Below are 23,431 nucleotides of genomic sequence, written 5' to 3' on the forward strand. Positions count from 1 at the left end.
TTCGACAATGGGCCCGCGAGTTCCTACATAGGACGCAATGGGCGATTCACCTGACATATTCGGCGATGGGCCGGACGACGAAATTCCGGGGCCAAGCGCGGACGAGCTTGAGGCTGCGGGGCAGTCGTCGATGTTTGGCGAACCTGCACCTGTAACCGCTCCGGCACCAGCGCCGTTAGAGCTTACACTGCCGTCACCTGCGCCTGCACCACCACCAACGGTCCAGCCCTATCGCGTGCTGGCGCGCAAGTATCGCTCACAAACATTTGCCGAACTGATCGGGCAGGATGCGATGGTGCAAACGCTAGCCAATGCGATCCGGCGTGATCGTCTGGCGCACGCGTTCTTGATGACCGGTGTGCGCGGGGTTGGCAAAACCTCGACCGCGCGCCTCATTGCCAAGGCGCTGAACTGCATCGGGCCTGACGGGCAGGGCGGGCCGACCATCGATCCGTGTGGGGTGTGCGAACCGTGCATCGCGATCGCCGAGGGTCGCCATATCGATGTTATCGAGATGGACGCAGCTTCGAACACTGGCGTGGATGACGTGCGCGAGATCATCGAAGCGGTGCGCTATGCCGCCGTCTCTGCGCGCTACAAGATCTACATCGTTGACGAAGTTCACATGCTGACGCGCAATGCTTTCAATGCGTTGCTCAAGACGCTTGAGGAACCGCCTGCGCATGTGAAGTTTTTGTTTGCCACCACCGAAGTCGACAAGCTGCCGGTCACGGTGCTGTCGCGCTGCCAGCGATTCGATCTCAAGCGCATTCCGGCGCCCCTTCTCGCTAGCCATTTCGCCATGATCTGCGAAAAGGAAGGCGTCGAGGCAGATGCCGAAGCGCTGTCGATGGTCGCAGCGGCGGCAGAAGGATCGGTGCGTGATGGCCTGTCGATTCTTGATCAGGCGATAAGCCACGCCGATCTGGTTGGCAGCGATGATGGCCGCACACATGTTTCGGCAGACCAGGTCAGGCAGATGCTTGGCCTTGCCGACAAGACGATGCAGCGCCGCCTGCTCGAAGCGGTGCTTTCGGGCAAGGGCAACACGGTGCTCGAAGAAGTGGCGCAGCAATACGCGCTCGGCATTGAACCCATAGCGATGATGCGCGCGCAGATGGACGTGGTTCACCGCGTGACCGTGACGCAAATTGGCGGAGTTGGCCCTGATGTGCGCTCTACCGAAGAACGCGAAGCGCTCGAAGCGTGGGCCAAAACGCTGGCGGCAGGGCAATTGCATCGTCTCTGGCAATTGCTGCTCAAGGGCTACGATGAAGTAAAGACCGCGCCCGATCCGCTGGTGGCGGCGCAAATGGCGCTGTTGCGCGTGATGCACGCGGCTGAAATGCCCGATCCCGGCGGCCTTATCCGCAAGCTTGAGGAACTGTCATCGCGCCCAGCCGTTGCCATGCAAGTTCCCGTCGATGGGGCAAGGGCAGTTGGGGCAGGGGCAGTTGGGGTGGGGGCACTGGCAACGCCTGCGCCGCCAGCCGCTGTCAATTGGGAAGCGTTGGTTGAACAAGTTGAGCATGTTTCACCGCTCGTCGGGTCTACGATGCGCCTTGCCGTGCGGATTGTTGACCTTCAGCCCGGTGTGCTGCGCTATCAATTGGCATCGGGCGTCCCCGGCGATCCGGGTGCGGAAATCCGCCGTGCACTGAATCATGTGACGGGTGATGCGTGGATTGTTGAACAGGCTGAAGGTAATGCCGCGCCTAGCCTTGAAGAAATACGGGCGGCCCAAGTGGCGGCAGATGCTGTCGCGCTGAAGCAGGACCCGCTGGTGAAAGCCGCGCTTGAGGCATTTCCCGGCGCCGTGATCGTTGATGAAGAAAGCTCGCGAGAGCACGAAAAAAGACCTTGGAGCAAACGCGCATGAAGTCGATGGAAGAGATGATCCAGGCCGCCCAAGCAGCGGCGCAGACCATCCAGAAGCAAATGGAAGACGCCCAGGCGACGCTCGATTCCATCGAGGTTGAGGGCGTTGCAGGCGGTGGGCTGGTGCGTATCCGCGCGTCTGCCAAAGGCCGCGTGATCGCCGTATCGCTTGACGATAGCCTGATCGTACCAGCCGACAAGGGCATCCTCGAAGACCTCGTCGCCGCCGCCTTTAACGATGCGCGCGGCAAAGCCGACGCGGCTGCAGCAGAAGAGATGCAGAAAGTGCAGATGGCCGCTGGCATCCCGCCGGGCTTCAAGCTGCCGTTCTGATCGGACTGATTATCAAGGGAATTCAGACTTGAGTCTAACTGTTCTGGCCGGCGCGGCGCTCATCGCAAGCGCTACGGTTCCTGCTGCGGATTCGTCTGTGCAAGACGCAACGCCGCAGGCCACTTTGGAGCCACCCGCGCCGTCCGTTCAGCCCCGAACACCCTCTGAAACACCCGTCACTTTGCCGGTACCCGGATTTGCGCCAGTCACAGACGGAACGCCACCGCCAGCAGCGCCGCTTGACGAAACCAGCCAGCCTGCGGAACAGGGCATCGTCGTTTCGGGCGAACGCAGCCCTGCGCAAGATCCGATGCAGTCTGTAAATCAAGCCTCTTATGATGCGGTGCAGGCAGTTGACGGTGCCGTAATTGCGCCGGTTGCCATGCAGTATAAAAAGGCCATTCCGCGCCCGGTCCGCACGGGTCTGCGCAATTTTTTGGTCAACCTGACCGAACCCATCGTTGCGCTTAATTTCTTGCTGCAATTGAAGCCGGGCAAGGCCGCTGAAACGCTTGGCCGTTTTGCGATCAATTCAACCATCGGCATTGTCGGGGTGATGGACGTTGCCAAGGCCAAGCCGTTCAACTTGCCCTATCGCCGCAACGGTTTTGGCTACACATTCGGCTATTACGGCATAGGCAACGGGCCATATATGTTTCTGCCGCTGGTTGGTGCCACAACGCTGCGGGATGTTATCGGCCTTGGCCTTGACCGGTTCCTCATGCCCTTTGCTGTGGGTGGGCCGTTGCGCCATCCGGCATACGTCTATGGCGGCTTTGTCGTGCGCTCGCTTGATGACAGGGTTGAAAATGATGAACTGTTCAAGCGGATTGACGAGGAATCCAATCCTTACGCTTCATATCGCGAATTCTATCTCAAGACCCGTCAGGCAGAAATTGACGCGTTGAAAGGCAAGGCCGATTTCCAGCAGGAAGGCTCAATCATCTTGCCCGAAGCCGTTGCGGAAGTGGCTGCTGAAGTGCAAGTCCCTGTAACGCCAACAATTGTGTTCATTTCGCAACCCGTCGTTCAACCGTTGCCTGCAGATTACGTGCCTCCGCGCTAAACCAGCGCGCGGGCTTACACTCACCACCGGGTTAACTGATTTTCCATCGGCTCAAGTGGCATTGTTGTGCGCATGATCCACAAAGGATGTGCTGAAAGCCATTGCGACAGCGACAGGGCACCCCCATATCCGGACTATGCCCAGGGCAGTATGCCCGGAACGACGGAAACGAAGTAAAAATGAATCTTTATCCTCTGCTTCCCTTGCGTGACATCGTGGTATTCCCCGGCATGGTCGTGCCGTTGTTCGTCGGGCGTGAAAAGTCCGTCGCAGCGCTTGAAGCGGCAATGGCTGGCAACAAGGATATCTTCCTGCTCGCCCAGCTTGATCCGGGTTGCGATGATCCTGACCGCGATGATCTGTATGAAACCGGCGTCATCGCCTCGGTCCTGCAGTTGCTAAAATTGCCTGATGGCACTGTACGTGTGCTTGTCGAAGGCAAGGACCGCGCCAAGCTGCACGATCTGCGCGAAGAAACCACCAGCAATGGCCTGATGCTGATTGCGCAAGTCGAACAGCTAGAACCCGTGGTCGCCACCAGCACCGAAATACAGGCGATGATGCGCTCGGTCGTCGATCAGTTCGCCGAATATGCCAAACTCTCAAAGAAGCTGCCGCAGGATGCTGGCGGCCAATTGGGTGATATCGAAGATGCTGGAAAGCTGGCGGATTCCGCTGCTGCCAATCTGGCGGTAAAGGTCGCGGACAAACAGGCTGTGCTGTCTGAAGCTGATCCGCTCAAGCGTCTTGAAATGGTGCTCTCCTTCATGGAGGGTGAACTTGGCGTGCTGCAAGTTGAACGCAAGATCCGTGGCCGCGTGAAGCGCCAGATGGAAAAGACCCAGCGCGAGTATTACCTCAACGAACAGTTGAAGGCGATCCAGTCCGAACTGGGCGGTGGTGACGATGGCGAAGCCAACGAAATCGCCGAACTGGCTGAAAAGATTGATAAGCTCAAGCTGTCGAAAGAAGCGCGGACCAAAGCTCAGGCCGAGCTGAAAAAGCTCAAAGGCATGCAGCCGATGAGCGCCGAAGCCACTGTCATCCGCAATTACCTTGATGTTCTGCTTGGCCTGCCATGGGGCAAGAAGAGCAAGCTGAAGCGCGATCTGCCAGCCGCGCAGGCCGTGCTTGATGCCGATCACTATGCGCTCGACAAAGTCAAAGACCGCATCATCGAATATCTGGCGGTGCAGGCGCGTACCAACAAACTCAAAGGCCCGATCCTGTGCCTCGTCGGCCCTCCGGGCGTCGGCAAGACGTCGCTTGGCAAATCCATTGCTAAGGCAACGGGCCGCGAATTCATTCGCCAATCGCTGGGCGGTGTGCGCGACGAAGCGGAAATCCGTGGTCACCGCCGGACCTATATCGGCTCACTGCCGGGCAAGATTGTCACCAACTTGCGCAAAGCGGGGGCATCCAACCCGCTGTTCCTGCTCGATGAAATTGACAAGCTTGGTCAGGATTTCCGTGGCGATCCTGCCTCGGCGCTTCTCGAGGTGCTTGACCCTGAACAGAACTCGAAGTTCCAGGATCATTACCTTGAACTCGACATTGATCTGTCAGACGTGATGTTTGTCTGCACGGCCAACAGCCTCAATCTGCCGCAGCCGTTGCTGGATCGCATGGAAATCATCCGGCTTGAAGGATATACCGAGGACGAGAAGGTCCAGATTGCCGAGCGTCATCTGATTGCCAAGCAGATCGAAGCCCACGGCCTTAAAAAGGGTGAGTTCGAGCTGACGCATCAAGCACTGCGGGATCTCATCCGCTATTACACGCGCGAAGCTGGCGTTCGCACGCTGGAGCGTGAAATCGCGCGTCTGGCCCGCAAATCGCTGCGCCAGATCCTTGAGGGCAAAACCAAGAGCGTCACTGTAACGCCTGAAAACCTTGATGAATTCGCTGGCGTTCGCAAATACCGCCATGGCGTTTCTGACGAGGAAAATCAGGTTGGCGCAGTCACCGGCCTTGCTTGGACCGAGGTCGGTGGTGAATTGCTGACCATCGAATGTGTGACCGTACCCGGCAAGGGCGCGGTGCGCACCACGGGCAAGCTTGGCGAAGTGATGAGCGAAGGCGTGCAAATGGCGTTCAGCTTCGTCAAAGCGCGTAGCCCTGCATATGGCATCAAGCCATCGATCTTCCAGCGCAAGGACCTGCACATCCATTTGCCCGAAGGCGCGGTGCCCAAAGACGGGCCAAGCGCCGGCATCGGCATGGTCACCGCCATGATTTCAACGCTTACCGGTATTCCGGTGCGCGCAGACATTGCGATGACGGGTGAAGTCACTTTGCGCGGGCGGGTGCTGGCAATCGGCGGCTTGAAGGAAAAGCTGCTGGCGGCCTTGCGCGGCGGCATCAAAACGGTGTTGATCCCCGAAGAAAACCGTAAAGATCTTGCCGAGATTCCGGCAAACATCAAAGAAGGCTTGGAGATCATTCCGGTCAGCCACGTGGACGAAGTTCTGGCGCATGCCCTTACTTCCAAACACCAGCCGATTGAATGGACCGAAGCCGACGATCTGGCGACCCAGCCAGGCCAGCTTGCCGCAGGCCAGGTGCCCTCGCACACGGCACACTGATCGAAGCTACGCTTTACTGCCCGCGCATAGCCACATTGTGCGCGGGCAGTCCGGCTTCGCAAAAGTGGCTGTTTTTGGGCTGGATTGAGCCTGCCTTTCGTTATTAACCTTTGACAGAAACGCGTTTCTCAGGTTTCTTCGCCGCCACCCGAAAGGCGATTCAAACCCAACCTTTCACAAGAAAAATCGTAGGGGGTTCCGCGAATGAACAAAAATGATCTGATCGGCGCTGTTGCCGATGTAAGCGGTCTATCGAAGAGCGATGCAACCAAGGCAGTCGAAGCTGTTTTTGAATCGATCACAAACGCGCTGACCAAGGGCGATGAAGTCCGTCTGGTCGGCTTTGGCACGTTTGCCGTTGCGAAGCGCAAGGCATCAATAGGTCGCAACCCGCGTACGGGTGAGCCGATGTCGATCAAAGCATCGTCCCAGCCCAAGTTCAAGGCTGGCAAAGGCCTGAAAGACGCCGTCAACTAACCTGGTGTCTGCCCGGCGAATGCCGGGGATAGCAACACGAAAATACCGCACCAGCCCATCGGGCCGATGCGGTTTTTTCATGCCTTTCGTCGGATCAGGGTGCCGTGCGCACCAGCGCCGTTGGTGGAGTGGCGGTACGCGCATTCACTTTCCAAACCAAGGTCTTGCCCGTTGCAGTAGGGGCTGGGCCTTCGTCAGTATTGTTGGCAAGGATTTCCCCGTCCGTCACCAGCGTCAGCGCACCATCCAGTGTCGGTATACCGTTTGCTCCTGCCTTCTTCCCGGCACTGTCGCCCGCAGCCGCCGCCATCGCCATAAACGGTGATGCTGTAGCACCCGAAGTGAACGCTGGCGCTTCCACCCGCACTGTGCCGTCCGTACGGCGGATCAGCGTGACGAACGGCGTTGCAATCGGAAACTTTTCGATCATCGGGAACGTGAAATCATGATCTAGCTTTCCGGCGATTGCGTATTCCACCTCGAAGCGACCGTCGCCTTTATCGATCACAGACTTCCAACCGTGCTGGCGGCGCAACCGCTCGGCAAATTCCTGCGCAGCGCGCGGGTCTGATGGATCGATGCCGCCGAGCATCGATTTCATCATGGCCTCTTCGGACTTTTGCTTGTCAGTTGCAGCGGCTTTGGCTGACGCTTGCTCTTCGGCCCAAGTGGCTTGCTGGTCGGCGATTTCGTTCTTCGAACATTCGCGCTCATCACCCGATGGGTCTGCATAGCAGGGAGTCGGCGCAAATACCGCGTCGCTTGGCTCCTTGCCGCGCTTGTCCGCCGCCATTTTCGATAGCGCAACCAAGTAGATCTCGCCTTTGTAAGCAAAGCTGAAAGTGCCATCTTTGCGCAAAGCCAAATCTGACGTGAACTTGCCGGGCAACAGCATGCACCCCGCCAACAGAAGCGCCGCTGCCAAAACCGCCGATATTGCTCCCAAGCGACGCATCATGCCTCTCCAGCCAACTCAATTTTCGCGTGTGTAAACCGCATATAAGGCAATCGCTGTAGCGTTCGACACGTTAAGACTCTCTATCGCAGAGGCCATCGGCAGGCGCGCGATGGCATCGCAATGCTGCGCAACATTGTGGCGAAGTCCTTCGCCTTCGGCACCCATCACGATTAACACGGGGCCCTTAGGCAGGGCAGACGGGAAGACCGCTTTGCCTTCCCCGTCCAGTCCGATCCGCCAATAGCCTACTTCAGCCATCCGTTCGAGCGCGCGGGCCAGATTGACCACACGCACCCATGGCACCGTTTCCAGCGCGCCTGAGGCCGACTTTGCCAGTGTGCCCGATTCGACGGGCGAATTGCGATCTTGCGTTACCAGCGCGGCCACATCGAAAGCGGCACACGAACGCAGAATTGCGCCGACATTGTGCGGATCGGTCACCGAATCGAGCACCACGATCGTGCGACCTTCGGATTCATCCAGCATGTCATCAAGCGCCACATCATCCAGCGGCAGGCATTCCAGCACCAATCCCTGATGCGGCGCATCCTTCGGCACCAAACGTCCCAAATCGGCGGCCTGCGCATATTCTACGGGCAGGGTGCTTGGCAGTTCGGCGTCATTGTCTTCCAGCAATTGCTGGATTGCTTCACGCGTGCCCCACAGCTTTTTGGCATCGCGATTGGGATTGGTCAGCGCCGCCTCAATCGCGTGGCGCCCCCACAGGCGCACAACGCCGCCATTGGCGCGGCCTGATCCGCGACCATGCTTGTTCCGGGCTTCGCGTCCACGCAGGGACTTGCCCTTTTGTTCATCGTTGTTGCGGGGCATCGGCTACCTTTTCTTCGCTAACGTGTAAAATCGTGCCGCGCATGCCACTGTGGCCATTGACAGGCAAGCGATGCTTCGCCAAAGGACCGCCTCTCGGCCGGACGGCCTCCTTGTGGGGCCTGCAATTTGAGAACCCTTTTTAAGGTTTCTTGCACCGGCAGCACTGGTGTGGACAGGTGGCCGAGTGGTTAATGGCAGCAGACTGTAAATCTGCCCGCGAGAGCGTACGGTGGTTCGAATCCACCCCTGTCCACCACCGCTGCAGACAAGGCTTTGTTCCTTAAAGCAGCGGCTATTAAGCTGCTTCAGTGCCGGGGCGATAAGCCTGCGGTTTGGCCAACCAAGCTTGTTGCATCAGCCGCGTCCTTGCTTAATGCGGTTGCGATGAACACCATTCGCATTCCTGTGTCAGGTGGCCTGCACATTGTCGCTGACGAGTTTGGTGAGCGTGGCGCGTCTGCTATAATACTTGGTCACGGCGGTGGGCAGACACGGCACAGTTGGGACCGCGCTGGTGTGGAACTGGCGCGCGCCGGATATCATGTCATCAATTACGATCTGCTCGGCCATGGTGAGAGCGATTGGGAGCCGGATGGCGATTATTCGTTTGCGCGTCGCTCTGCCGATCTCGAAGCGATTTGCAGCTATGCTGCGCGGCCCGTTGCATTCGTCGGCGCTTCGCTTGGCGGATTAAGCGCTATGGTTGCCGCCTGTCGCGGGCTTGTGCCCGATGCGCTGGTGCTCGTCGATATCGTTGCAAAAGTTTCCGAAGCCGGGGTCGGGCGTATATTAAGTTTTATGTCAGCCAGTCCGGATGGGTTTGCGTCAGTTGAAGAAGCCGCTGATGCGATTGCAGCTTATTATCCAGATCGCCCCCGCCCGACACGTCTTGATGGCTTGGCCAAGAACTTGCGCGACACTGGTGATGGCCGGTTCCGCTGGCATTGGGACCCGCGCTTTCTGACCGTCGATCACCACGCCGAACGGCTGACAGATTTGCTGGAAGATGCCGCATGGACGCAATCCGTCCCGACATTGCTGGTGCGCGGGATGAAGTCGGATATCGTCACGGACGAAGGCGTTGCCGATCTCCAGGCGCGAATCACGCACCTTGATATCGCCGATATCGGCGGGGCCGGGCATATGGTGGCAGGGGACAGCAACGATCTCTTTAACGATGCGGTGCTTGGTTTCCTGAACCGCGTTATGCCGTCAAAACCGCCAATGGCCGATTGAAGTCAGCACTTCGGCGCAAGTTTGCTTGTGGCATCGGGTGCCAGGCCCTAGATGGGGCGAATGTCCGGAGAAATACTTGATAACCGTGGTCGCGGCACCGCCGGGTGGTCATGGCCATCCATCCATCCCGAAGGCCGCAAGTTCGGCCTCATTGCAGGCGCACTCAGCCTTGGCGCAGCGCTTATGGCGTGGGAAACGCTGGCTTGGCCCTTGGCGTTCCTGACGCTGGGCGTGCTGGCGTTTTTCCGCGACCCTGTGCGGGTTACCCCGCGCGATGATCGCTTCATCGTCGCTCCCGCTGACGGTCTGATCACGCTGATCCAGAAAGTCTCACCCCCGCGTGAACTGTGTGCCGATGATGGCACCGGCGTTCGCGGGATGACAGATGCTCCGGTTACGCGTGTGTCGATCTTCATGTCCGTGTTCGATGTTCACATCAATCGCACGCCCATTGCGGGCACGATTCGCCGGGTAGTTTATATCCCCGGAAAGTTCCTCAACGCCGATCTTGATAAGGCCAGCGAAGAGAACGAACGCCAGCATTTCTTGGTGGAGCGCGGCGACGGTGTGCAAATCGGCTTTACCCAGATCGCTGGCCTTATCGCCCGCCGCATCGTCCCCTTCGTCAAAGGCGGAGACATTGTTGCAGTCGGCCAGCGCGTCGGTCTTATCCGCTTTGGCAGCCGGGTCGACGTGTATCTGCCTGCTGGCACTGAACCCAAAGTTCTGATGGGCCAACGCATTGTAGCAGGCGAGACTATCCTTGCCGATCTCGGCGATGCTCCCATGATTGAGGGTGTCGCACAGTGAGCACATCGGGCGATCATGAAGTTCCGCGTCGTGGCCGTCTTCCCGGTGGCCTGACTTTGCGGGCGATGACGCCCAACGCGATTACAACTGCTGCGCTGTGTTCAGGCCTTACCGGCATCCGCTTTGCCGTTACCGCAGCGTCAGGCACTGATCCGGTGCTCGTTGCCGAAGATTGGCGCAAGGCTGTAGCCGCGGTCATTGTGGCGGGCCTGCTTGATGGCATTGATGGCCGCATCGCGCGCCTGCTCAAAGCGCAATCGCGGTTCGGGGCGGAACTTGATAGCCTGGCTGACAATGTCTCGTTTGGTGTAGCGCCTGCGCTGATCTTGTTCTTGTGGTCATTGCAAGAAGCGCCGCGCATCGGCTGGTTTGCTGCGCTTGCCGTGGCCATCGCCTGTGCATTGCGGCTTGCCCGGTTCAACGCACAAATCGACGTGGAACATCAACCACACAAATCCGCCGGCTTCCTTACCGGCATTCCAGCACCTGTGGCAGCGGGCCTTGCGTTCCTGCCGATGTATTTGTGGATTGCCACCGACGATCCGGTGTTTCGCCTGCCCATCGTGGTTGGACCGTGGCTGGTAGTGATCGCGTTTCTGATGATTTCGAACATCGCCACGCTTAGCTGGACGTCTTTGCGTCCGCGCCGCAGCGTGCGGCTTGAACTGATCGCCTTGGTCGGCCTTGTCACCGTCGCGCTTCTTACCGAACCATGGTTGACGCTGGTCAGCATCTGCGTGGTCTATGTCCTGTTCTTACCCATCGGCTTTGTGCGTTATGCCAAAGTTAAGCGGCAACGCGCAGCGATTGGCCGGACCGAGCCGCTTCCGCCCGCTTAAGCGCACGGCGCGCTGTACGACGGACCAGTTGGTCTGCGGCAGCACGAGGGGCAGGGCGCTCGACACTCGTTACATAGACCAGAAATTCGCGGTCCTGCTGCAATGACCGATAGTCGGCCATCAGCGCCGCGATCTGGCTGCGTCGTCCTTTCATCGTCACAAAGACAGCGGCAATCGCAAAGGTTGCGGCAGCAGCGAAGACGAATGTTGAAAGTAGAGCGAGCATGACGCGATTTCCTTAGCTTTTCTTTCCGTTCGACCCGTTTCCGATAACTTTATGGAAAGGTCTGTGGAAAACCTGTGGATTGCGATATTGTTCCTGAATAGCCGCTGACTGATTCGGCGTCGGAACAAATGTTCTCTTTTTGTTCCTTTCCGTCAAGCGGGAAAACGGTTGATGCACAAATTTTGTGCGCGCCCGGCTGGCCCTATGGCTCCAAAGCCAATCTGTCTTGGCAATTTCAGGGTAGATTTTTCCACACCGCCAGTCTAAGCGCGCCGACGTCGGAGGGTTTTTGCGAACGTCGGGTTCGTGAACGATGCCGACAATCCACACGGGAAGCATCTTCACCGGTGCTGCAAGCGGGATCTCCGCAGCAGTTCCAGCTTCCCGGAGGCACAACCGGAAAGGAATTCTCTTATGGCGGCACCCGTCGTCACGATGCACCAGCTTATCGAAGCCGGCGCGCACTTCGGTCACCAGACCCACCGCTGGAACCCGCGCATGAAGCCGTACATCTTCGGTGCGCGCAACGGCATCCACATCCTTGATCTGTCGCAGTCGGTGCCTTTGATGGCCCGCGCGCTCGAATTCATCGCTGCAACCGTGCAAAACGGTGGCAAGGTTCTGTTCGTTGGCACCAAGCGCCAGGCGCAAGAGCCGATCGCACAGGCTGCACGCGCTTCGGGCCAGCACTTCGTCAACCATCGTTGGTTGGGCGGCATGCTCACCAACTGGAAGACGATCTCGGGTTCGATCAAGCGTTTCAAGGCGCTGGAAGAACAGCTTTCGGGAGACACCACGGGCCTCACCAAGAAGGAAGTCCTTCAGCTTACGCGCGAACGTGACAAGTTTGAATTGTCGCTCGGCGGCATCCGCGACATGGGCGGCATTCCTGACGTGATGTTCGTGATCGACGCGAACAAGGAAGAACTCGCCATCAAGGAAGCAAACGTTCTGGGTATCCCGGTCGTTGCCATCCTCGATTCGAACGTTTCGCCAGAAGGCATTGCATTCCCGATCCCGGCAAACGATGACGCCAGCCGCGCCATCCGTCTGTACTGCGAAGCTGTGGCTGCTGCTGCAACGCGCGGTGGCCGTGATGCCGCAATTGCCTCGGGCGCTGACATCGGCGCCATGGCTGAACCGCTTGCTGAAGAAGCCAGCGTCGAGGCCTGATCCGGAATTCGCATGACGGTGGCGCAATTTGCCACCGTCATGCAATTGTCCCGAATGTGATTTAAGGGCCGCGGCACTTGCTGCGGCCTTCCCATTTTTCAAAAAAATAGAGGATCAACGCGATGGCTTATACCGCCGCTGACGTGAAGAACCTGCGCGAGCGTACTGGCGCCGGCATGATGGATTGCAAAAAGGCTCTCGAAGAAGCCGCTGGCGATTTCGAAGCCGCGGTGGACGCGCTGCGCTCGAAGGGCCTTGCCGCTGCTGCCAAGAAGTCGAGCCGTACTGCGGCCGAAGGACTGGTTGGCGTTGCCGTTTCGGGCACCAAGGGCGTGGCTGTTGAAGTCAACTCCGAAACCGATTTCGTCGCCAAGAACGACCAGTTCCAGGACTTCGTGCGGAAGGCAACCGACGTTGCCCTGAACACGGGCGCTACGGAAGTCGAAGTGCTCAAGGCTGCTGCTTATCCTGATGGCGGCACCGTTTCGGACAAGTTGACCAATAACGTCGCCACCATCGGTGAAAACCAGCAGTTGCGCCGCATCAAGCACGTCGCTGTCAGCAATGGCGTTGTCGTGCCTTACATGCACAACGCAGCCGCCCCGAACCTCGGCAAGATCGGCGTGCTCGTCGCGCTTGAATCCGAAGCTCCTGCGGCAACGCTCGAAGCTTTGGGCAAGCAGATCGCGATGCACATCGCCGCTGCATTCCCGCAGGCGCTGACCGCTGAAGGCCTTGACGCTGAACTGATCGCGCGTGAACGCAAGATCGCTGCTGAAAAGGCTGCGGAAAGCGGCAAGCCTGCGGAAGTCCAGGCGAAGATGGTTGACGGCGCCGTTGCCAAGTATGCCAAGGAAAACGCTCTTCTTTCGCAGATCTTCGTGATGGACAACAAGTCTACCATTCAACAGGTCGTCGATGCAGCCGGCAAGGAAGCTGGCACCAAGATCGCGCTGGTGGACTATGTCCGCTTCCAGCTTGGTGAAGGCATCGAAAAGGAAGAAACCGACTTTGCTGCCGAAGTGGCTGCTGCTGCCGGTATCAAGTAAGTCTGACGCCTAACCGTCCCCGCATCGGCGGGCCACCAAACGCGGTGGCCTGCCAGTGCGGGGATAGTTGTGTCTGAAACCGTGCACATGCTCTTGGCACGGACCCCGACAGGGGTATAAGAGCCGCCGTCCCACATCGTCATAGAGTTTGATCCTCCCATGAGTCTGCCCCCGTTAAAGCGCATCCTGCTAAAGCTTTCGGGCGAGGTGCTGATGGGAGAGCAGCAGTTCGGGATCGATACCGACTACGTCGCGCGCCTTGCCCAAGAGGTGAAGGATGCGCGCGATAGCGGTTTGCAGATCTGCCTTGTGATCGGTGGCGGCAATATCTTTCGTGGTATGGCTGGTGCTGCTAAAGGCATGGACCGCGCCCAGGCCGATTATATGGGCATGCTGGCCACGGTGATGAACGCGCTGGCCATGCAGAACGCGCTTGAGCAATTGGGTGTCGGCACCCGCGTCCAGTCTGCCGTGCAGATGGATCAGGTGTGCGAACCGGTCATCCGCCGCCGCGCAGAACGCCACCTTGAAAAGGGGCGGATCGTGATCTTTGCAGCCGGCGTTGGCGCCCCCTATTTTACGACCGATTCCGGCGCTGCCCTGCGGGCGGCTGAAATGAAATGTGATGCCTTGTTCAAAGGCACCAGCGTTGATGGCGTTTATGATGCTGATCCCAAGAAGGACGCATCGGCAAAGCGTTACGATGCAGTGGATTACGACACTGTGCTCGCACACAATCTTCAAGTCATGGATGCCAGCGCGGTTGCGCTGTGCCGTGATAACAGCATTCCGATCGTCGTCTTTTCCATCCGTGAGCGGGGCAATCTGGCCCGTGTGCTGGCGGGTGGGGGCACGCAGACGGTCGTCCAGAAAGGAGCCTGAACCATGGCTAAATATGACAAGGCTGATCTTGAGCGCCGCATGAAGGGCGCTGTTGAATCATTGAAGCATGATCTCGTCGGGCTTCGCACGGGCCGCGCCAATACGGCGTTGCTCGAACCGATCATGGTCGACGTTTACGGTCAGCACATGCCGATCACGCAAGTCGCGACCATCTCGGCCCCAGAACCGCGCATGTTGACTGTGCAGGTGTGGGACAAGTCATCCATCGGCCCTGTGGAAAAGGCGATCCGTTCAGCCGGTCTTGGCCTGAACCCGATCAATGATGGCAACACGTTGCGCCTGCCGATTCCCGATTTGACCGAGGAGCGCCGCAAGGAACTGGCCAAGCTTGCCAGCAAATATGCTGAAAACGCCCGCATCGCGATCCGCAACGTGCGCCGCGATGGCATGGATGCGCTGAAGACCGATGAAAACAAGAAAGAAATCTCGGAAGACGAACGCAAGCGCGCCGAGACGGACCTGCAAAAGCTGACCGACGAAGTGATCAAGCAGGCCGATGAGGCTGCCGCGGCCAAGGAAAAGGAAATCCTCGGCAAGTGACGCCGGTCGCGGCCTCGATCGCTGACGGTAACGGTGGCAGCGTGGGCAAGGCGCGCCACGTTGCCATCATCATGGATGGCAATGGCCGCTGGGCCAAAAAGCGGATGATGCCCCGCGCCTTCGGGCATAAGCGCGGCGTAGATACGGTGCGCGAAATAGCCCGTGCCGCGCGCGATATGGGGCTTGAGGCACTTACGCTCTATGCCTTTTCGTCAGAGAACTGGAAGCGTCCCGCCGACGAAATCTCTGACCTGATGGGCATGTTGCGGACCTTCATCCGCAGCGATCTTGAAGAGTTTGTCGCCAACAACGTGCGCCTGAGGATCATCGGCGATTATCAGGCACTTGCGCCCGATATCGTAGAGATGATCGAAGATGCCATGGCGCGCACTGCCGCCAACAATGGTACCACGCTGGCCATTGCGCTCAATTACGGATCGCAGCAGGAAATCGCTCGCGCCGCTGCCCGCGCGGCTGAAAAAGGCGCGATCACCCCTGAGGCGATCGAGGCGGAACTCGATACCGCCTGCCTGCCGCCGCTCGATCTGCTCATCCGCACGTCCGGTGAAATACGCCTGTCGAATTTCCTGCTGTGGCAGGCCGCCTATGCTGAAATGTGGTTCACTGATGTGCTGTGGCCTGATTTCAAGCCCGCCCATCTGGCCGAGGCACTGGCGCAATTCACATCGCGTGAGAGGCGGTTCGGTGGACGCTGAGCCTGCCTTCGCGCCGCCTCTGGTTGAACCCAAAAGGTCGGACTTGCTGGTGCGCGTCGCGTCGGCGGTGGTCATGCTGGCCATTGCCGGAACCGCGTTCTGGTTTGGCGGACTGGCGCTTGATCTGTTTGTTGCGGCAGTCGCGTTCGGGGTTTTCGTCGAATACGTGATGCTGGCAAGCAAAATCGCCACAACGCCTGCCGCGCTGATGCCGATGGTTCTCACAGGCGCGGTCTATATCGGCTGGGCAGGGCTGGCCTTGGCAGTCATGCCCGAACCTTTGATGCTAGCCGTGCTGGGCGTCGTGATCTTTACCGATACCGGCGCGTACTTTACCGGGCGGTCACTGGGCGGTCCCAAGATTGCCCCTAAGATCAGTCCATCAAAGACATGGTCCGGTCTTGCTGGCGGCATGGCGGCCGCGGGAATTTGGGCCGCAGTCGTCGTATTGTCTGCCGGTTACCTGCTCTCTGCCATCGGCCCGACCGGCCCCAGCCTTGCCTCTGCGCTTGAAGTCGCCAATGTTGGCGTGGCCGCCCTCGTCGGAGCAACCCTCGCGATCTTTGCCCAAGCCGGTGACTTCTACGAATCATGGCTCAAACGGCGGGCAGGGGTAAAGGATTCCTCACGCCTCATCCCCGGCCACGGCGGCTTGTTTGATCGCGTCGATGGCCTCTTGCCGGTCGCGATTATCGCCGGAACCGCATGGGCCGCATCGCAGGTGGGTGCCTGATATGAAGAGCCGCTCGATCACCGTCCTTGGCGCTACCGGATCGATTGGCGCTTCCACCCTCGATCTGATCCGGCGGCACCGTGATGAATGGCGCGTCGTGGCGCTGACTGCCCATAGCAGCGCTGCCGAACTCGCCGCCCTGGCACGCGAATTCCAGGCCGAAATCGCTGTCGTTTCCGATGAAGCCGCGCTGCCCGCCTTGCGTGAGGCTCTGGATGGAACCACCATCGAAGCCGCCGCCGGTCTTGCCGCCTTGATCGAAGCGGCCGCGCGCGGCGCAGATGTCACCGTCGCCGCCATCGTCGGTTGCGCAGGCCTTGCCCCCACCATGGCCGCGATTGAGCAAGGCGGCGTAATTGCGCTGGCGAACAAGGAAGCGCTCGTTTCGGCAGGCGATGTGATGACCGCTGCCGTCGCCCGCCATGGCGCAACCCTGCTGCCGGTCGATTCCGAACACAACGCAATCTTCCAGTGCCTTCAGGGCAACGATATCGCGCATGTCCACGCCATCACGCTCACCGCAAGTGGCGGCCCGTTCCGCGATTGGTCGCTGGAACAGCTCGAAAAAGCCACCCCTGCCGAGGCGGTCAAACACCCCAACTGGTCAATGGGCGCAAAGATCAGCGTTGATTCCGCCACGATGATGAACAAGGGCCTCGAATTTATCGAAGCCTATCACTTGTTCCCAGTCGGCGTCGAACGCTTGCGCATCATCGTTCACCCGCAGTCCATCGTCCATTCGATGGTCGAATATCGCGATGGCTCTACCCTCGCGCAACTTGGGCCCTCGGACATGCGCGTGCCGATCGCCTCGGCGCTGGCGTGGCCCGCGCGCATGGACACGCCGTGCTCGCCGCTCGATCTTGCCGCCATCGGCCAGCTTACCTTCCGCGCGCCCGATGAAACGCGCTTTCCCGCCACGCGCCTTGCCCGTGCCGCCGTGATCGAAGGCGGCGCAGCCCCTGCCGTGATGAATGCCGCCAACGAAATTGCCGTGGCCGCATTCCTGAACAGTCAGATTGGGTTCACCCGCATCGTGCAATCGGTTGAAAATGTGCTGTCCCTTAAACTTGCGCCTACGCCAACCTGCCTTGAAGATGTCATCGCGGTTGATGCCGAAGCGCGGGCAAGGGCGCGTGAAATGATGGAGCCTGTGCGCTGATGCCAATGCTGGAAAGCCCCGGAATCCTGACTACGCTGCTGGCGTTTGTGCTGGTATTGGGGCCGCTCGTATTCATTCACGAATTCGGCCACTACATCGTCGGGCGCTGGTTCGGGGTGAAGGCCAATGTCTTCTCCATCGGCTTTGGCAAGGAACTGTTCGGCTGGACAGACAAACGCGGCACCCGCTGGAAGCTCAGCGCGCTGCCCTTGGGCGGTTATGTCCAGTTTGCCGGTGATATGAACCCGGCAAGCCAGCCTACCGCTGAATGGCTCGCGTTACCTGCCGAAGAACGCAATCGTACGTTCCCGTCAAAGCCCTTGTGGCAGCGTTCGCTCATCGTTTTGGCTGGCCCGATCACCAACCTGCTTTTTGCGGTGCTGATCCTTGCGGGGTTCACGCTGGCTTATGGCAAAGTCGAAGTGCCGCCCGTCATCGGCCAGGTCATGGCAGGTTCTGTGGCGGAACGCGCTGGCCTGAAAGAGGATGACCGCGTTGTGTCCATCCGAGGCAAGGCCATGGGATCGTTCCTCGATGTCCGGCTTGAAATTGGCCAGTTTCCCGGCGATCCGCTTGATATGGTGATCCTGCGCGAAGGCCGTCAGGTGGAAATCGCCACCACCGCTGCGGTGAAGGTGGAAAGTGATCGCTTCGGCAACACGCAGAAGATCGGCTTCCTCGGCATTGGTCCCAAAAGCTATGAAGTCGTAAAGGTTGGCCCCGGCACCGCGCTGGTCGAGGGCGTAAAACAAACCGGTGGCATCATCGGCATGATGGTTACCGGCATCGGCCAGATCATCACCGGAAAACGCGAAGTTAAAGAGCTTGGCGGCCCGATAAAGATCGCCAAATACTCGGGCGAACAACTCGTTTCGGGCTGGCAAGCGTTCATTGGTTTCGTGGCGCTCATCTCGATTAACTTGGGGTTCATTAACCTCCTGCCAATTCCGGTTCTCGACGGCGGCCACCTCGCTTTCTACGCGGCAGAAGCCATTCGAAGAAAGCCGGTTGGCCAGCGCGGGCAGGAGTGGGCATTCCGCACCGGCATCGCGTTTGTCATGGCATTGATGGTGTTCGTCACGTTCAACGATGTAGCTTCCCTGAAGGTGTTTGGGGGTTAAATCGAATTGGAGGATAACGGCCATTGCTGCATGCCCTGCTAGGCATGAGTAATGGCGGGATAGTTCTACAGATTATCTTTCAACAGAAATGCACGGCAATGTTTGCTTGATTGGCCTTGTGGCATGGGGCAAGGGGCAACATTGCTTGCTGCGACCGGGGCTCTATTTGGGCGTTTTGTCGCCACAACACACGGGATGACGCTTGGTGATGATTGCACGTAACGCAGGTCAGGCCGCACTTCGGCACGCAAAAGCGTCGCCGCTCTGCGCAGCCCTGCTGGCCACAAGCGCGCTTGTTGTGGCGCCACATGCCGCTTCGGCGCAAGCAGTGCGCCCTGCCGCTCCAGCCCCTGCGGCACCTCCGGCACCGGCACCTGTTCCGGTTGGCGATACGATCCGCACCGTAACCATTGATGGTTCGCAGCGTCTCGAATCCGATACGATCCTGTCGTATATCCGCCTGCGCCCCGGCCAGACCTATACCCAGGCACTGGGCGATCAGGCCCTGAAAGACCTCTACGCGACTGAACTGTTCGCCGATGTATCGCTGCGCAACAATGGCGGCGATGTGGTCATTCAGGTTAAAGAGAACCCGGTGATCAACCGCATCATCCTTGAAGGCAACAAGCGCCTCAAGGAAGACAAGATCCTGCCCGAAATCAAACTCGCCGCGCGCCAGATCTTCACGCGGTCAAAAGTCCGCGCCGACGTTGCCCGCATCATCGAACTGTACAAGCGTCAGGGCCGCTTTGCAGCTTCGGTTGAGCCCAAGATGGTGATGCTGGAACAGAACCGCGTCGATATCGTGTTCGAAATCAGCGAAGGGCCAAAGTCCAAGGTTCGCCAGATCAACATCATCGGCAACGAAAAATTCGGCGATGGCAAGCTGCGCGGCGAAATGGTGACCAAGCAGGCGCGCTTCTTCCGCCTGTTCTCGTCCGGCACCAGCTACGATCCTGATCGTCTGGCGTTCGACCAGCAGAAAATGCGCCAGTTCTACCTGACCGAAGGCTACGCCGATTTCCGCGTTGTCTCGGCCGTGGCAGAACTCACGCCGGACAAGCGCGATTTCATCATCACTTACGTCGTCGAAGAAGGTGACCGGTACAAGTTTGGCGACGTCAAGATTGACAGCCAGCTGCGCGATTTTGATGGTGACAAGCTTGCAGCCCGCCTGCCGATGAAGGCGGGTGATTGGTACAACGCCAAGATGGTCGAAGATCAGGTCGATGGCCTGACCGAAACCGCAGGCGCGTTCGGCTATGCCTTTGCCGATGTCCGCCCTGATTTTGCGCGCAACAAGGATGACCTGACAATGTCGGTCACCTTTCGCATTGCCGAGGCACCGCGCGTCTATGTCGAACGCGTTGACGTCAACGGCAATACGCTGACGCAAGACAAGGTCGTGCGCCGCGAGTTTCGCATTTCCGAAGGTGATGCGTTCAACACCTTCCAGATCAAGCGCTCGTCCAACCGCATCAAGTCGCTGGGGTATTTCCAGGAAAAGTTCGAGATTGAGCAGAAGCCCGGCAGCGCGCCGGATCGCATCATTCTGGAAGCCAACATCGAAGAACGCCCCACCGGCGAACTGCAATTGTCAGCAGGCTTCTCCAGCCTTGAAAGCTTCATCTTCCAGGGCTCGATCCGCCAGAACAACTTCCGTGGGCGCGGGCAGACTGTCGGCCTCTCGGTTGATTATTCGCGTTTCTCGCGCTCGGTGCAGGTCAGCTTCACCGAACCATACGTGTTCGACAAGAACATCTCGATGGGCGTGGACGTTTACCGCCGCGATTTGAACAGCTTCAACCAATTCAATTCAAACCGCAACACCACGTACAAGCAGGCGACCACCGGTTTCTCGGCGCGCGTGGGTGTGCCGTTGACCGAATTCATGTCGCTGATCGGGCGTTACACGTTCAACATTGATGACGTGACGCTTGATCAAAACACGTTCTATATCAACGGTCAGTGCAGCATCTTGCTGGCAGGCCGCTATTTGTGTGATGCCATTGGCAAGCGGACCAGCTCCATTCTTGGCGCATCGCTGGTCTATGACTCGCTGGATAACCGCATGCGTCCGACACGCGGCAGCCAGTTCGTGCTGGGCGCCGATTTTGCGGGCCTTGGCGGCTCGGTGCGTTACGCCCGCGTCACCGCAAATGCCTCGCGCTTCTGGTCGGTCGGCAGCGGCTTCATCTTCTCGGTGCGCGGTGAAGGCGGCGCGATCAAACCGCTGCGCAACCGCTCGAATGACCCGACGGTTGATGACGTTCTGCTGACGGACCGCTTCTTCCTGGGCGAACCGCAAATCCGTGGTTTCGACATTCGCGGTGTTGGCCCGCGCGTTTTGCGCAAACAGATCGTCAACGGCGTTGAAACGCAGGATCGCAACCAGTGGGTCGATGACGCGCTCGGTGGTAAATATTATTACCTGACCCGCGCCGAACTCGAAATTCCATTGGGCTCTGGCGCGCGCGAACTGGGCCTTCGTCCGTCGATCTATGTCGATGCAGGCGCAGTGTGGGGCATCACCAATCCCTTGCCCGCTGGTCTGGTCAATCCGCAAAGCATCTACACCGATGTCCTCACCGGCAGACCAACTGCCAGCCCGACGGCTGCTGACGGCACGTCCAACGGCACGCCCAATCAAACCTTCAACGAAGTATTCGTCGGCGACACACCATCGCCGCGTGTTTCCGTCGGTATCGGCGTGAACTGGAACTCGCCATTCGGCCCGTTCCGCCTCGATTTTGCCAGAGTCCTGAAAAAGGTTGATGGCGACGATCCTAAGACTTTCACATTCAACGTGGGAACCCAGTTCTGATGAAAATTCGTTTTGCCGCCGCGCTTCTCGCAGGCATCGCCCTTGCTTCTGTTGCACCTGTCGCCGCTTCGGCACAGGCCATCGTTTCGGGCATCGCCATTGCCAACCCGCCAGCCGTTGTCGCCGCATCCGAAGCGTACAAGATCTCGCAGCAGCAGCGCCCTGTTACGTACAAGCCGCAGATCGATCAGGCCAATGTCCGCAAGGGCCAGATCGAAGCGCAACTGCGCCCGCTGATCACCAAGCTGGAAGCCGATTCCAAGGCTGCCAATCCGAACCGCGCCGCGCTGCAGCAGCAGTACGAACAGATTCAGGGCATCCAGCAGGCTGGCGAAGCTGAAATCCAGAAGATCCTTGAACCGCTGAACCTGTCACAGCAATATGTGCTTGAACAGATTGGCGACAAGCTGGACGGCGCAACCCAGGCGGCGATGGACAAGAAGAAGGTCTCGGTCGTGCTTGATTCACAAGCCGTGATCAAGGCAGGCCAGACCTACAACCTCAATCAGGACATTCTGGTTGAACTGAACAAGCTGATCCCTTCAGCCTCGCTCGTCCCGCCAGCAGGCTGGCTGCCACGCGCCCAGCGTGAACAGCAGGCTCAGGCCGCTGCACAACAGGCCGCCGCTGCCGGTGCTGCACAGCCCGCCAAGAAGGCGCCTGAAGGCCGCTAAAGACAGATTGCGAAGGCCGGGGCCATGACCGAAGAAACAACTGCACCCAACGGTGTCCTCGTCGATTATGACGTGCGCAAGGTGATGGCGGCGCTGCCGCATCGCTATCCCTTGCTGCTGGTGGATCGCGTGGCGTCATTGACGCTGAACGAACGCATCCACGCGGTAAAGGCCGTGTCGATGAACGAGCAGTTCTTTCAGGGCCATTTTCCCGGCCGTCCGATCATGCCCGGCGTCCTCCAGATCGAGGCGCTGGCACAGGCTGCGGGCGTCCTTGCGGTCGAATCGCTCGGCCTCGCGGGCTCTGGCAAGCTGGTCTATTTCATGGCGATTGAAGAGGCCAAGTTCCGCAACCCTGTGGAACCCGGCGTCCTTCTCGATCTTCACGTCGAATTCACGCAAAAGCGTTCGCGCGTGTGCAAATTCGCCGGAAAAGCGATGATCGGCGACAAGGTCACCTGCGAAGTCAGCTTCACCGCGATGATCGCCGACGCCTGAAGCTATCCTGCGGTTGTCTAATCCGGCACCGCAAGCAAACCACCGTCACCCTGAACTTGTTTCAGGGTCCATTTCTCCCCACGAACGACCGTGCGCGTTGATAGATGGATGCTGAAACAAGTTCAGCATGACGGACTTGGGGATGTGCATTGCCGAACCGGATAGATGCGAAGCTGGACAACGGCGCGCCATTACGCTAGGCGCGCGCCCTTAGAGATTCTTGTGGCCGGTCGGAACCGGCTGCGTACCGGAGTTAGACTCATGAAGACTGGCATTCACCCCGACTACCACATGATCAAGGTGCAGATGACTGACGGCACCGTTTTCGAAACCCGCTCCACCTGGGGCAAAGAAGGCGATACGCTCGCTCTCGAAATCGATCCCACGTCGCACCCGGCATGGACCGGTGGTACGCGCCAGCTTGATCAAGGCGGCCGCGTTGCCCAGTTCAACAAGCGCTTCGGTGGCCTGTCGCTCAAGCGTTAATCGCTTCGCGCATCACAAACAAAAAGGGCGGCCCCAAGGGTCGCCCTTTTTCGTTTCCGCTGCCTGCCAAGGAACTCCAGCTATCCCGCTCGGCAACGTAAACCCTTAACCCCGTCACCCCGGACTTGATCCGGGGTCCATCTCTCCCAAAGCACCGCTGGTTTGAATGGAGAATAGACCCTGAAACAAGTTGGCGAGTATCCCGTCCGCATACGTTACCCCTTTTGCGTCACCCTGAACTTGTTTCAGGGTCCATCCATCCAGTCACACGGCGGTTTGTGGGGAGGAATGGATGCTGAAACAAGTTCAGCAT

General features: G+C 59.0%; 23 protein-coding genes and 1 tRNA gene. 21 read left to right on the forward strand and 3 right to left on the reverse strand.

The genetic code is table 11. From position 1 onward, the window contains the following. The first annotated feature begins 37 nt into the window (after positions 1-37). The 5 genes from B7Y89_RS03035 (at position 38) to B7Y89_RS03055 (ending at position 6,339) form a co-directional block, all read left to right on the forward strand. Positions 38-1,879 carry a DNA polymerase III subunit gamma/tau gene (locus tag B7Y89_RS03035; protein ID WP_292935629.1) on the forward strand — a complete coding sequence of 614 codons (1,842 nt, stop codon included), beginning with the start codon at positions 38-40 and terminating at the stop codon, positions 1,877-1,879. After that, positions 1,876-2,211 carry a YbaB/EbfC family nucleoid-associated protein gene (locus tag B7Y89_RS03040; RefSeq protein WP_292935631.1) on the forward strand — a complete coding sequence of 112 codons (336 nt, stop codon included), beginning with the start codon at positions 1,876-1,878 and terminating at the stop codon, positions 2,209-2,211. The genes B7Y89_RS03035 and B7Y89_RS03040 overlap by 4 nt, the downstream gene beginning before the upstream one ends. A gap of 28 nt (positions 2,212-2,239) precedes the next feature. Then, entirely contained in the window at positions 2,240-3,277 is a 1,038-nt protein-coding gene (locus B7Y89_RS03045; RefSeq protein ID WP_292935632.1) for an MlaA family lipoprotein, read from the forward strand. 179 nt (positions 3,278-3,456) lie between these two features. Beyond that, positions 3,457-5,862, forward strand: coding sequence for an endopeptidase La (gene lon / locus B7Y89_RS03050; protein ID WP_292935634.1), 2,406 nt, complete (start codon positions 3,457-3,459; stop codon positions 5,860-5,862). Positions 5,863-6,066: 204 nt separating this feature from the next. Then, entirely contained in the window at positions 6,067-6,339 is a 273-nt protein-coding gene (locus B7Y89_RS03055; RefSeq protein WP_292935636.1) for an HU family DNA-binding protein, read from the forward strand. A 94-nt stretch (positions 6,340-6,433) separates the two neighbouring features. On the opposite strand, the gene B7Y89_RS03060 is transcribed toward B7Y89_RS03055, so the two are convergent. Both B7Y89_RS03060 and rlmB read right to left on the reverse strand, forming a co-directional pair. After that, positions 6,434-7,297, reverse strand: a complete 864-nt coding sequence (locus tag B7Y89_RS03060) for a hypothetical protein (RefSeq protein ID WP_292935637.1) — start codon at positions 7,295-7,297, stop codon at positions 6,434-6,436. Between the two features lie 15 nt (positions 7,298-7,312). Further along, the gene (gene rlmB, locus B7Y89_RS03065; RefSeq protein WP_292935639.1) at positions 7,313-8,128 is read right to left on the reverse strand and encodes a 23S rRNA (guanosine(2251)-2'-O)-methyltransferase RlmB; all 816 of its coding nucleotides are present in this window, start codon (positions 8,126-8,128) and stop codon (positions 7,313-7,315) included. A 170-nt stretch (positions 8,129-8,298) separates the two neighbouring features. On the opposite strand from rlmB, the gene B7Y89_RS03070 reads away from it, so the two are divergent. From B7Y89_RS03070 to B7Y89_RS03085, 4 genes are all read left to right on the forward strand, one after another. Beyond that, positions 8,299-8,384, forward strand: a tRNA-Tyr gene (locus B7Y89_RS03070). A gap of 128 nt (positions 8,385-8,512) precedes the next feature. Then, the gene (locus tag B7Y89_RS03075) at positions 8,513-9,364 is read left to right on the forward strand and encodes an alpha/beta hydrolase (protein WP_292935641.1); all 852 of its coding nucleotides are present in this window, start codon (positions 8,513-8,515) and stop codon (positions 9,362-9,364) included. Between the two features lie 60 nt (positions 9,365-9,424). Further along, positions 9,425-10,174 carry a phosphatidylserine decarboxylase gene (locus tag B7Y89_RS03080; protein WP_292935643.1) on the forward strand — a complete coding sequence of 250 codons (750 nt, stop codon included), beginning with the start codon at positions 9,425-9,427 and terminating at the stop codon, positions 10,172-10,174. Beyond that, positions 10,171-11,013: a phosphatidylcholine/phosphatidylserine synthase gene (locus B7Y89_RS03085; RefSeq protein WP_292935644.1), complete on the forward strand. Its 843-nt coding sequence runs from the start codon at positions 10,171-10,173 to the stop codon at positions 11,011-11,013. Before B7Y89_RS03080 ends, B7Y89_RS03085 begins: the two co-directional genes overlap by 4 nt. Here B7Y89_RS03085 and B7Y89_RS03090 read toward each other — a convergent pair. Continuing rightward, the gene (locus B7Y89_RS03090; RefSeq protein WP_292935646.1) at positions 10,961-11,239 is read right to left on the reverse strand and encodes a hypothetical protein; all 279 of its coding nucleotides are present in this window, start codon (positions 11,237-11,239) and stop codon (positions 10,961-10,963) included. The genes B7Y89_RS03085 and B7Y89_RS03090 overlap by 53 nt on opposite strands. Before the next feature lie 414 nt (positions 11,240-11,653). On the opposite strand from B7Y89_RS03090, the gene rpsB reads away from it, so the two are divergent. From rpsB to rpmE, 12 genes are all read left to right on the forward strand, one after another. Further along, positions 11,654-12,412, forward strand: coding sequence for a 30S ribosomal protein S2 (gene rpsB / locus B7Y89_RS03095; protein WP_292935648.1), 759 nt, complete (start codon positions 11,654-11,656; stop codon positions 12,410-12,412). A 122-nt stretch (positions 12,413-12,534) separates the two neighbouring features. Continuing rightward, the gene (gene tsf, locus B7Y89_RS03100) at positions 12,535-13,461 is read left to right on the forward strand and encodes a translation elongation factor Ts (protein ID WP_292935649.1); all 927 of its coding nucleotides are present in this window, start codon (positions 12,535-12,537) and stop codon (positions 13,459-13,461) included. Between the two features lie 159 nt (positions 13,462-13,620). After that, positions 13,621-14,343: a UMP kinase gene (pyrH, locus tag B7Y89_RS03105; RefSeq protein ID WP_292935650.1), complete on the forward strand. Its 723-nt coding sequence runs from the start codon at positions 13,621-13,623 to the stop codon at positions 14,341-14,343. A 3-nt stretch (positions 14,344-14,346) separates the two neighbouring features. Continuing rightward, positions 14,347-14,904 (forward strand): ribosome recycling factor, encoded by a 558-nt coding sequence (gene frr / locus B7Y89_RS03110; protein WP_292935652.1) that lies wholly within the window; start codon positions 14,347-14,349, stop codon positions 14,902-14,904. A gap of 71 nt (positions 14,905-14,975) precedes the next feature. Next, complete coding sequence (uppS, locus tag B7Y89_RS03115; RefSeq protein ID WP_292935953.1) at positions 14,976-15,620, forward strand: polyprenyl diphosphate synthase; 645 nt, start codon at positions 14,976-14,978, stop codon at positions 15,618-15,620. After that, the gene (locus B7Y89_RS03120; RefSeq protein WP_292935654.1) at positions 15,610-16,353 is read left to right on the forward strand and encodes a phosphatidate cytidylyltransferase; all 744 of its coding nucleotides are present in this window, start codon (positions 15,610-15,612) and stop codon (positions 16,351-16,353) included. The genes uppS and B7Y89_RS03120 overlap by 11 nt, the downstream gene beginning before the upstream one ends. Before the next feature lies 1 nt (position 16,354). Further along, entirely contained in the window at positions 16,355-17,515 is a 1,161-nt protein-coding gene (locus B7Y89_RS03125) for a 1-deoxy-D-xylulose-5-phosphate reductoisomerase (protein ID WP_292935656.1), read from the forward strand. Positions 17,516-17,520: 5 nt separating this feature from the next. Beyond that, positions 17,521-18,636 (forward strand): RIP metalloprotease RseP, encoded by a 1,116-nt coding sequence (rseP, locus tag B7Y89_RS03130; RefSeq protein ID WP_292935955.1) that lies wholly within the window; start codon positions 17,521-17,523, stop codon positions 18,634-18,636. 208 nt (positions 18,637-18,844) lie between these two features. Continuing rightward, positions 18,845-21,460 (forward strand): outer membrane protein assembly factor BamA, encoded by a 2,616-nt coding sequence (gene bamA, locus B7Y89_RS03135; RefSeq protein WP_292935658.1) that lies wholly within the window; start codon positions 18,845-18,847, stop codon positions 21,458-21,460. Then, positions 21,460-22,134, forward strand: a complete 675-nt coding sequence (locus B7Y89_RS03140; protein WP_292935660.1) for an OmpH family outer membrane protein — start codon at positions 21,460-21,462, stop codon at positions 22,132-22,134. The genes bamA and B7Y89_RS03140 overlap by 1 nt, the downstream gene beginning before the upstream one ends. Before the next feature lie 24 nt (positions 22,135-22,158). Beyond that, the gene (fabZ, locus tag B7Y89_RS03145) at positions 22,159-22,632 is read left to right on the forward strand and encodes a 3-hydroxyacyl-ACP dehydratase FabZ (protein ID WP_292935661.1); all 474 of its coding nucleotides are present in this window, start codon (positions 22,159-22,161) and stop codon (positions 22,630-22,632) included. A gap of 261 nt (positions 22,633-22,893) precedes the next feature. After that, positions 22,894-23,118 (forward strand): 50S ribosomal protein L31, encoded by a 225-nt coding sequence (rpmE, locus tag B7Y89_RS03150; RefSeq protein WP_039337458.1) that lies wholly within the window; start codon positions 22,894-22,896, stop codon positions 23,116-23,118. The last annotated feature ends 313 nt before the right edge of the window (positions 23,119-23,431 follow it).

Origin of the sequence: Novosphingobium sp. 32-60-15, from assembly GCF_002280675.1 — a bacterium.
Lineage (GTDB): Bacteria > Pseudomonadota > Alphaproteobacteria > Sphingomonadales > Sphingomonadaceae > Novosphingobium.

Excerpts from the sequence above, each read along its gene's own strand:
- B7Y89_RS03060 (WP_292935637.1), bottom strand. The coding sequence starts at position 7,297 with ATGATGCGTCGCTTGGGAGCAATATCGGCGGTTTTGGCAGCGGCGCTT.
- rseP (WP_292935955.1), top strand. The coding sequence starts at position 17,521 with ATGCTGGAAAGCCCCGGAATCCTGACTACGCTGCTGGCGTTTGTGCTG.
- B7Y89_RS03080 (WP_292935643.1), top strand. The coding sequence starts at position 9,425 with ATGTCCGGAGAAATACTTGATAACCGTGGTCGCGGCACCGCCGGGTGG.
- B7Y89_RS03090 (WP_292935646.1), bottom strand. The coding sequence starts at position 11,239 with ATGCTCGCTCTACTTTCAACATTCGTCTTCGCTGCTGCCGCAACCTTT.
- rpmE (WP_039337458.1), top strand. The coding sequence starts at position 22,894 with ATGAAGACTGGCATTCACCCCGACTACCACATGATCAAGGTGCAGATG.
- rpsB (WP_292935648.1), top strand. The coding sequence starts at position 11,654 with ATGGCGGCACCCGTCGTCACGATGCACCAGCTTATCGAAGCCGGCGCG.
- tsf (WP_292935649.1), top strand. The coding sequence starts at position 12,535 with ATGGCTTATACCGCCGCTGACGTGAAGAACCTGCGCGAGCGTACTGGC.
- B7Y89_RS03055 (WP_292935636.1), top strand. The coding sequence starts at position 6,067 with ATGAACAAAAATGATCTGATCGGCGCTGTTGCCGATGTAAGCGGTCTA.
- B7Y89_RS03040 (WP_292935631.1), top strand. The coding sequence starts at position 1,876 with ATGAAGTCGATGGAAGAGATGATCCAGGCCGCCCAAGCAGCGGCGCAG.
- pyrH (WP_292935650.1), top strand. The coding sequence starts at position 13,621 with ATGAGTCTGCCCCCGTTAAAGCGCATCCTGCTAAAGCTTTCGGGCGAG.
- B7Y89_RS03075 (WP_292935641.1), top strand. The coding sequence starts at position 8,513 with ATGAACACCATTCGCATTCCTGTGTCAGGTGGCCTGCACATTGTCGCT.
- uppS (WP_292935953.1), top strand. The coding sequence starts at position 14,976 with ATGGATGGCAATGGCCGCTGGGCCAAAAAGCGGATGATGCCCCGCGCC.
- B7Y89_RS03125 (WP_292935656.1), top strand. The coding sequence starts at position 16,355 with ATGAAGAGCCGCTCGATCACCGTCCTTGGCGCTACCGGATCGATTGGC.
- B7Y89_RS03035 (WP_292935629.1), top strand. The coding sequence starts at position 38 with ATGGGCGATTCACCTGACATATTCGGCGATGGGCCGGACGACGAAATT.
- B7Y89_RS03140 (WP_292935660.1), top strand. The coding sequence starts at position 21,460 with ATGAAAATTCGTTTTGCCGCCGCGCTTCTCGCAGGCATCGCCCTTGCT.
- rlmB (WP_292935639.1), bottom strand. The coding sequence starts at position 8,128 with ATGCCCCGCAACAACGATGAACAAAAGGGCAAGTCCCTGCGTGGACGC.
- fabZ (WP_292935661.1), top strand. The coding sequence starts at position 22,159 with ATGACCGAAGAAACAACTGCACCCAACGGTGTCCTCGTCGATTATGAC.
- lon (WP_292935634.1), top strand. The coding sequence starts at position 3,457 with ATGAATCTTTATCCTCTGCTTCCCTTGCGTGACATCGTGGTATTCCCC.
- frr (WP_292935652.1), top strand. The coding sequence starts at position 14,347 with ATGGCTAAATATGACAAGGCTGATCTTGAGCGCCGCATGAAGGGCGCT.
- bamA (WP_292935658.1), top strand. The coding sequence starts at position 18,845 with ATGATTGCACGTAACGCAGGTCAGGCCGCACTTCGGCACGCAAAAGCG.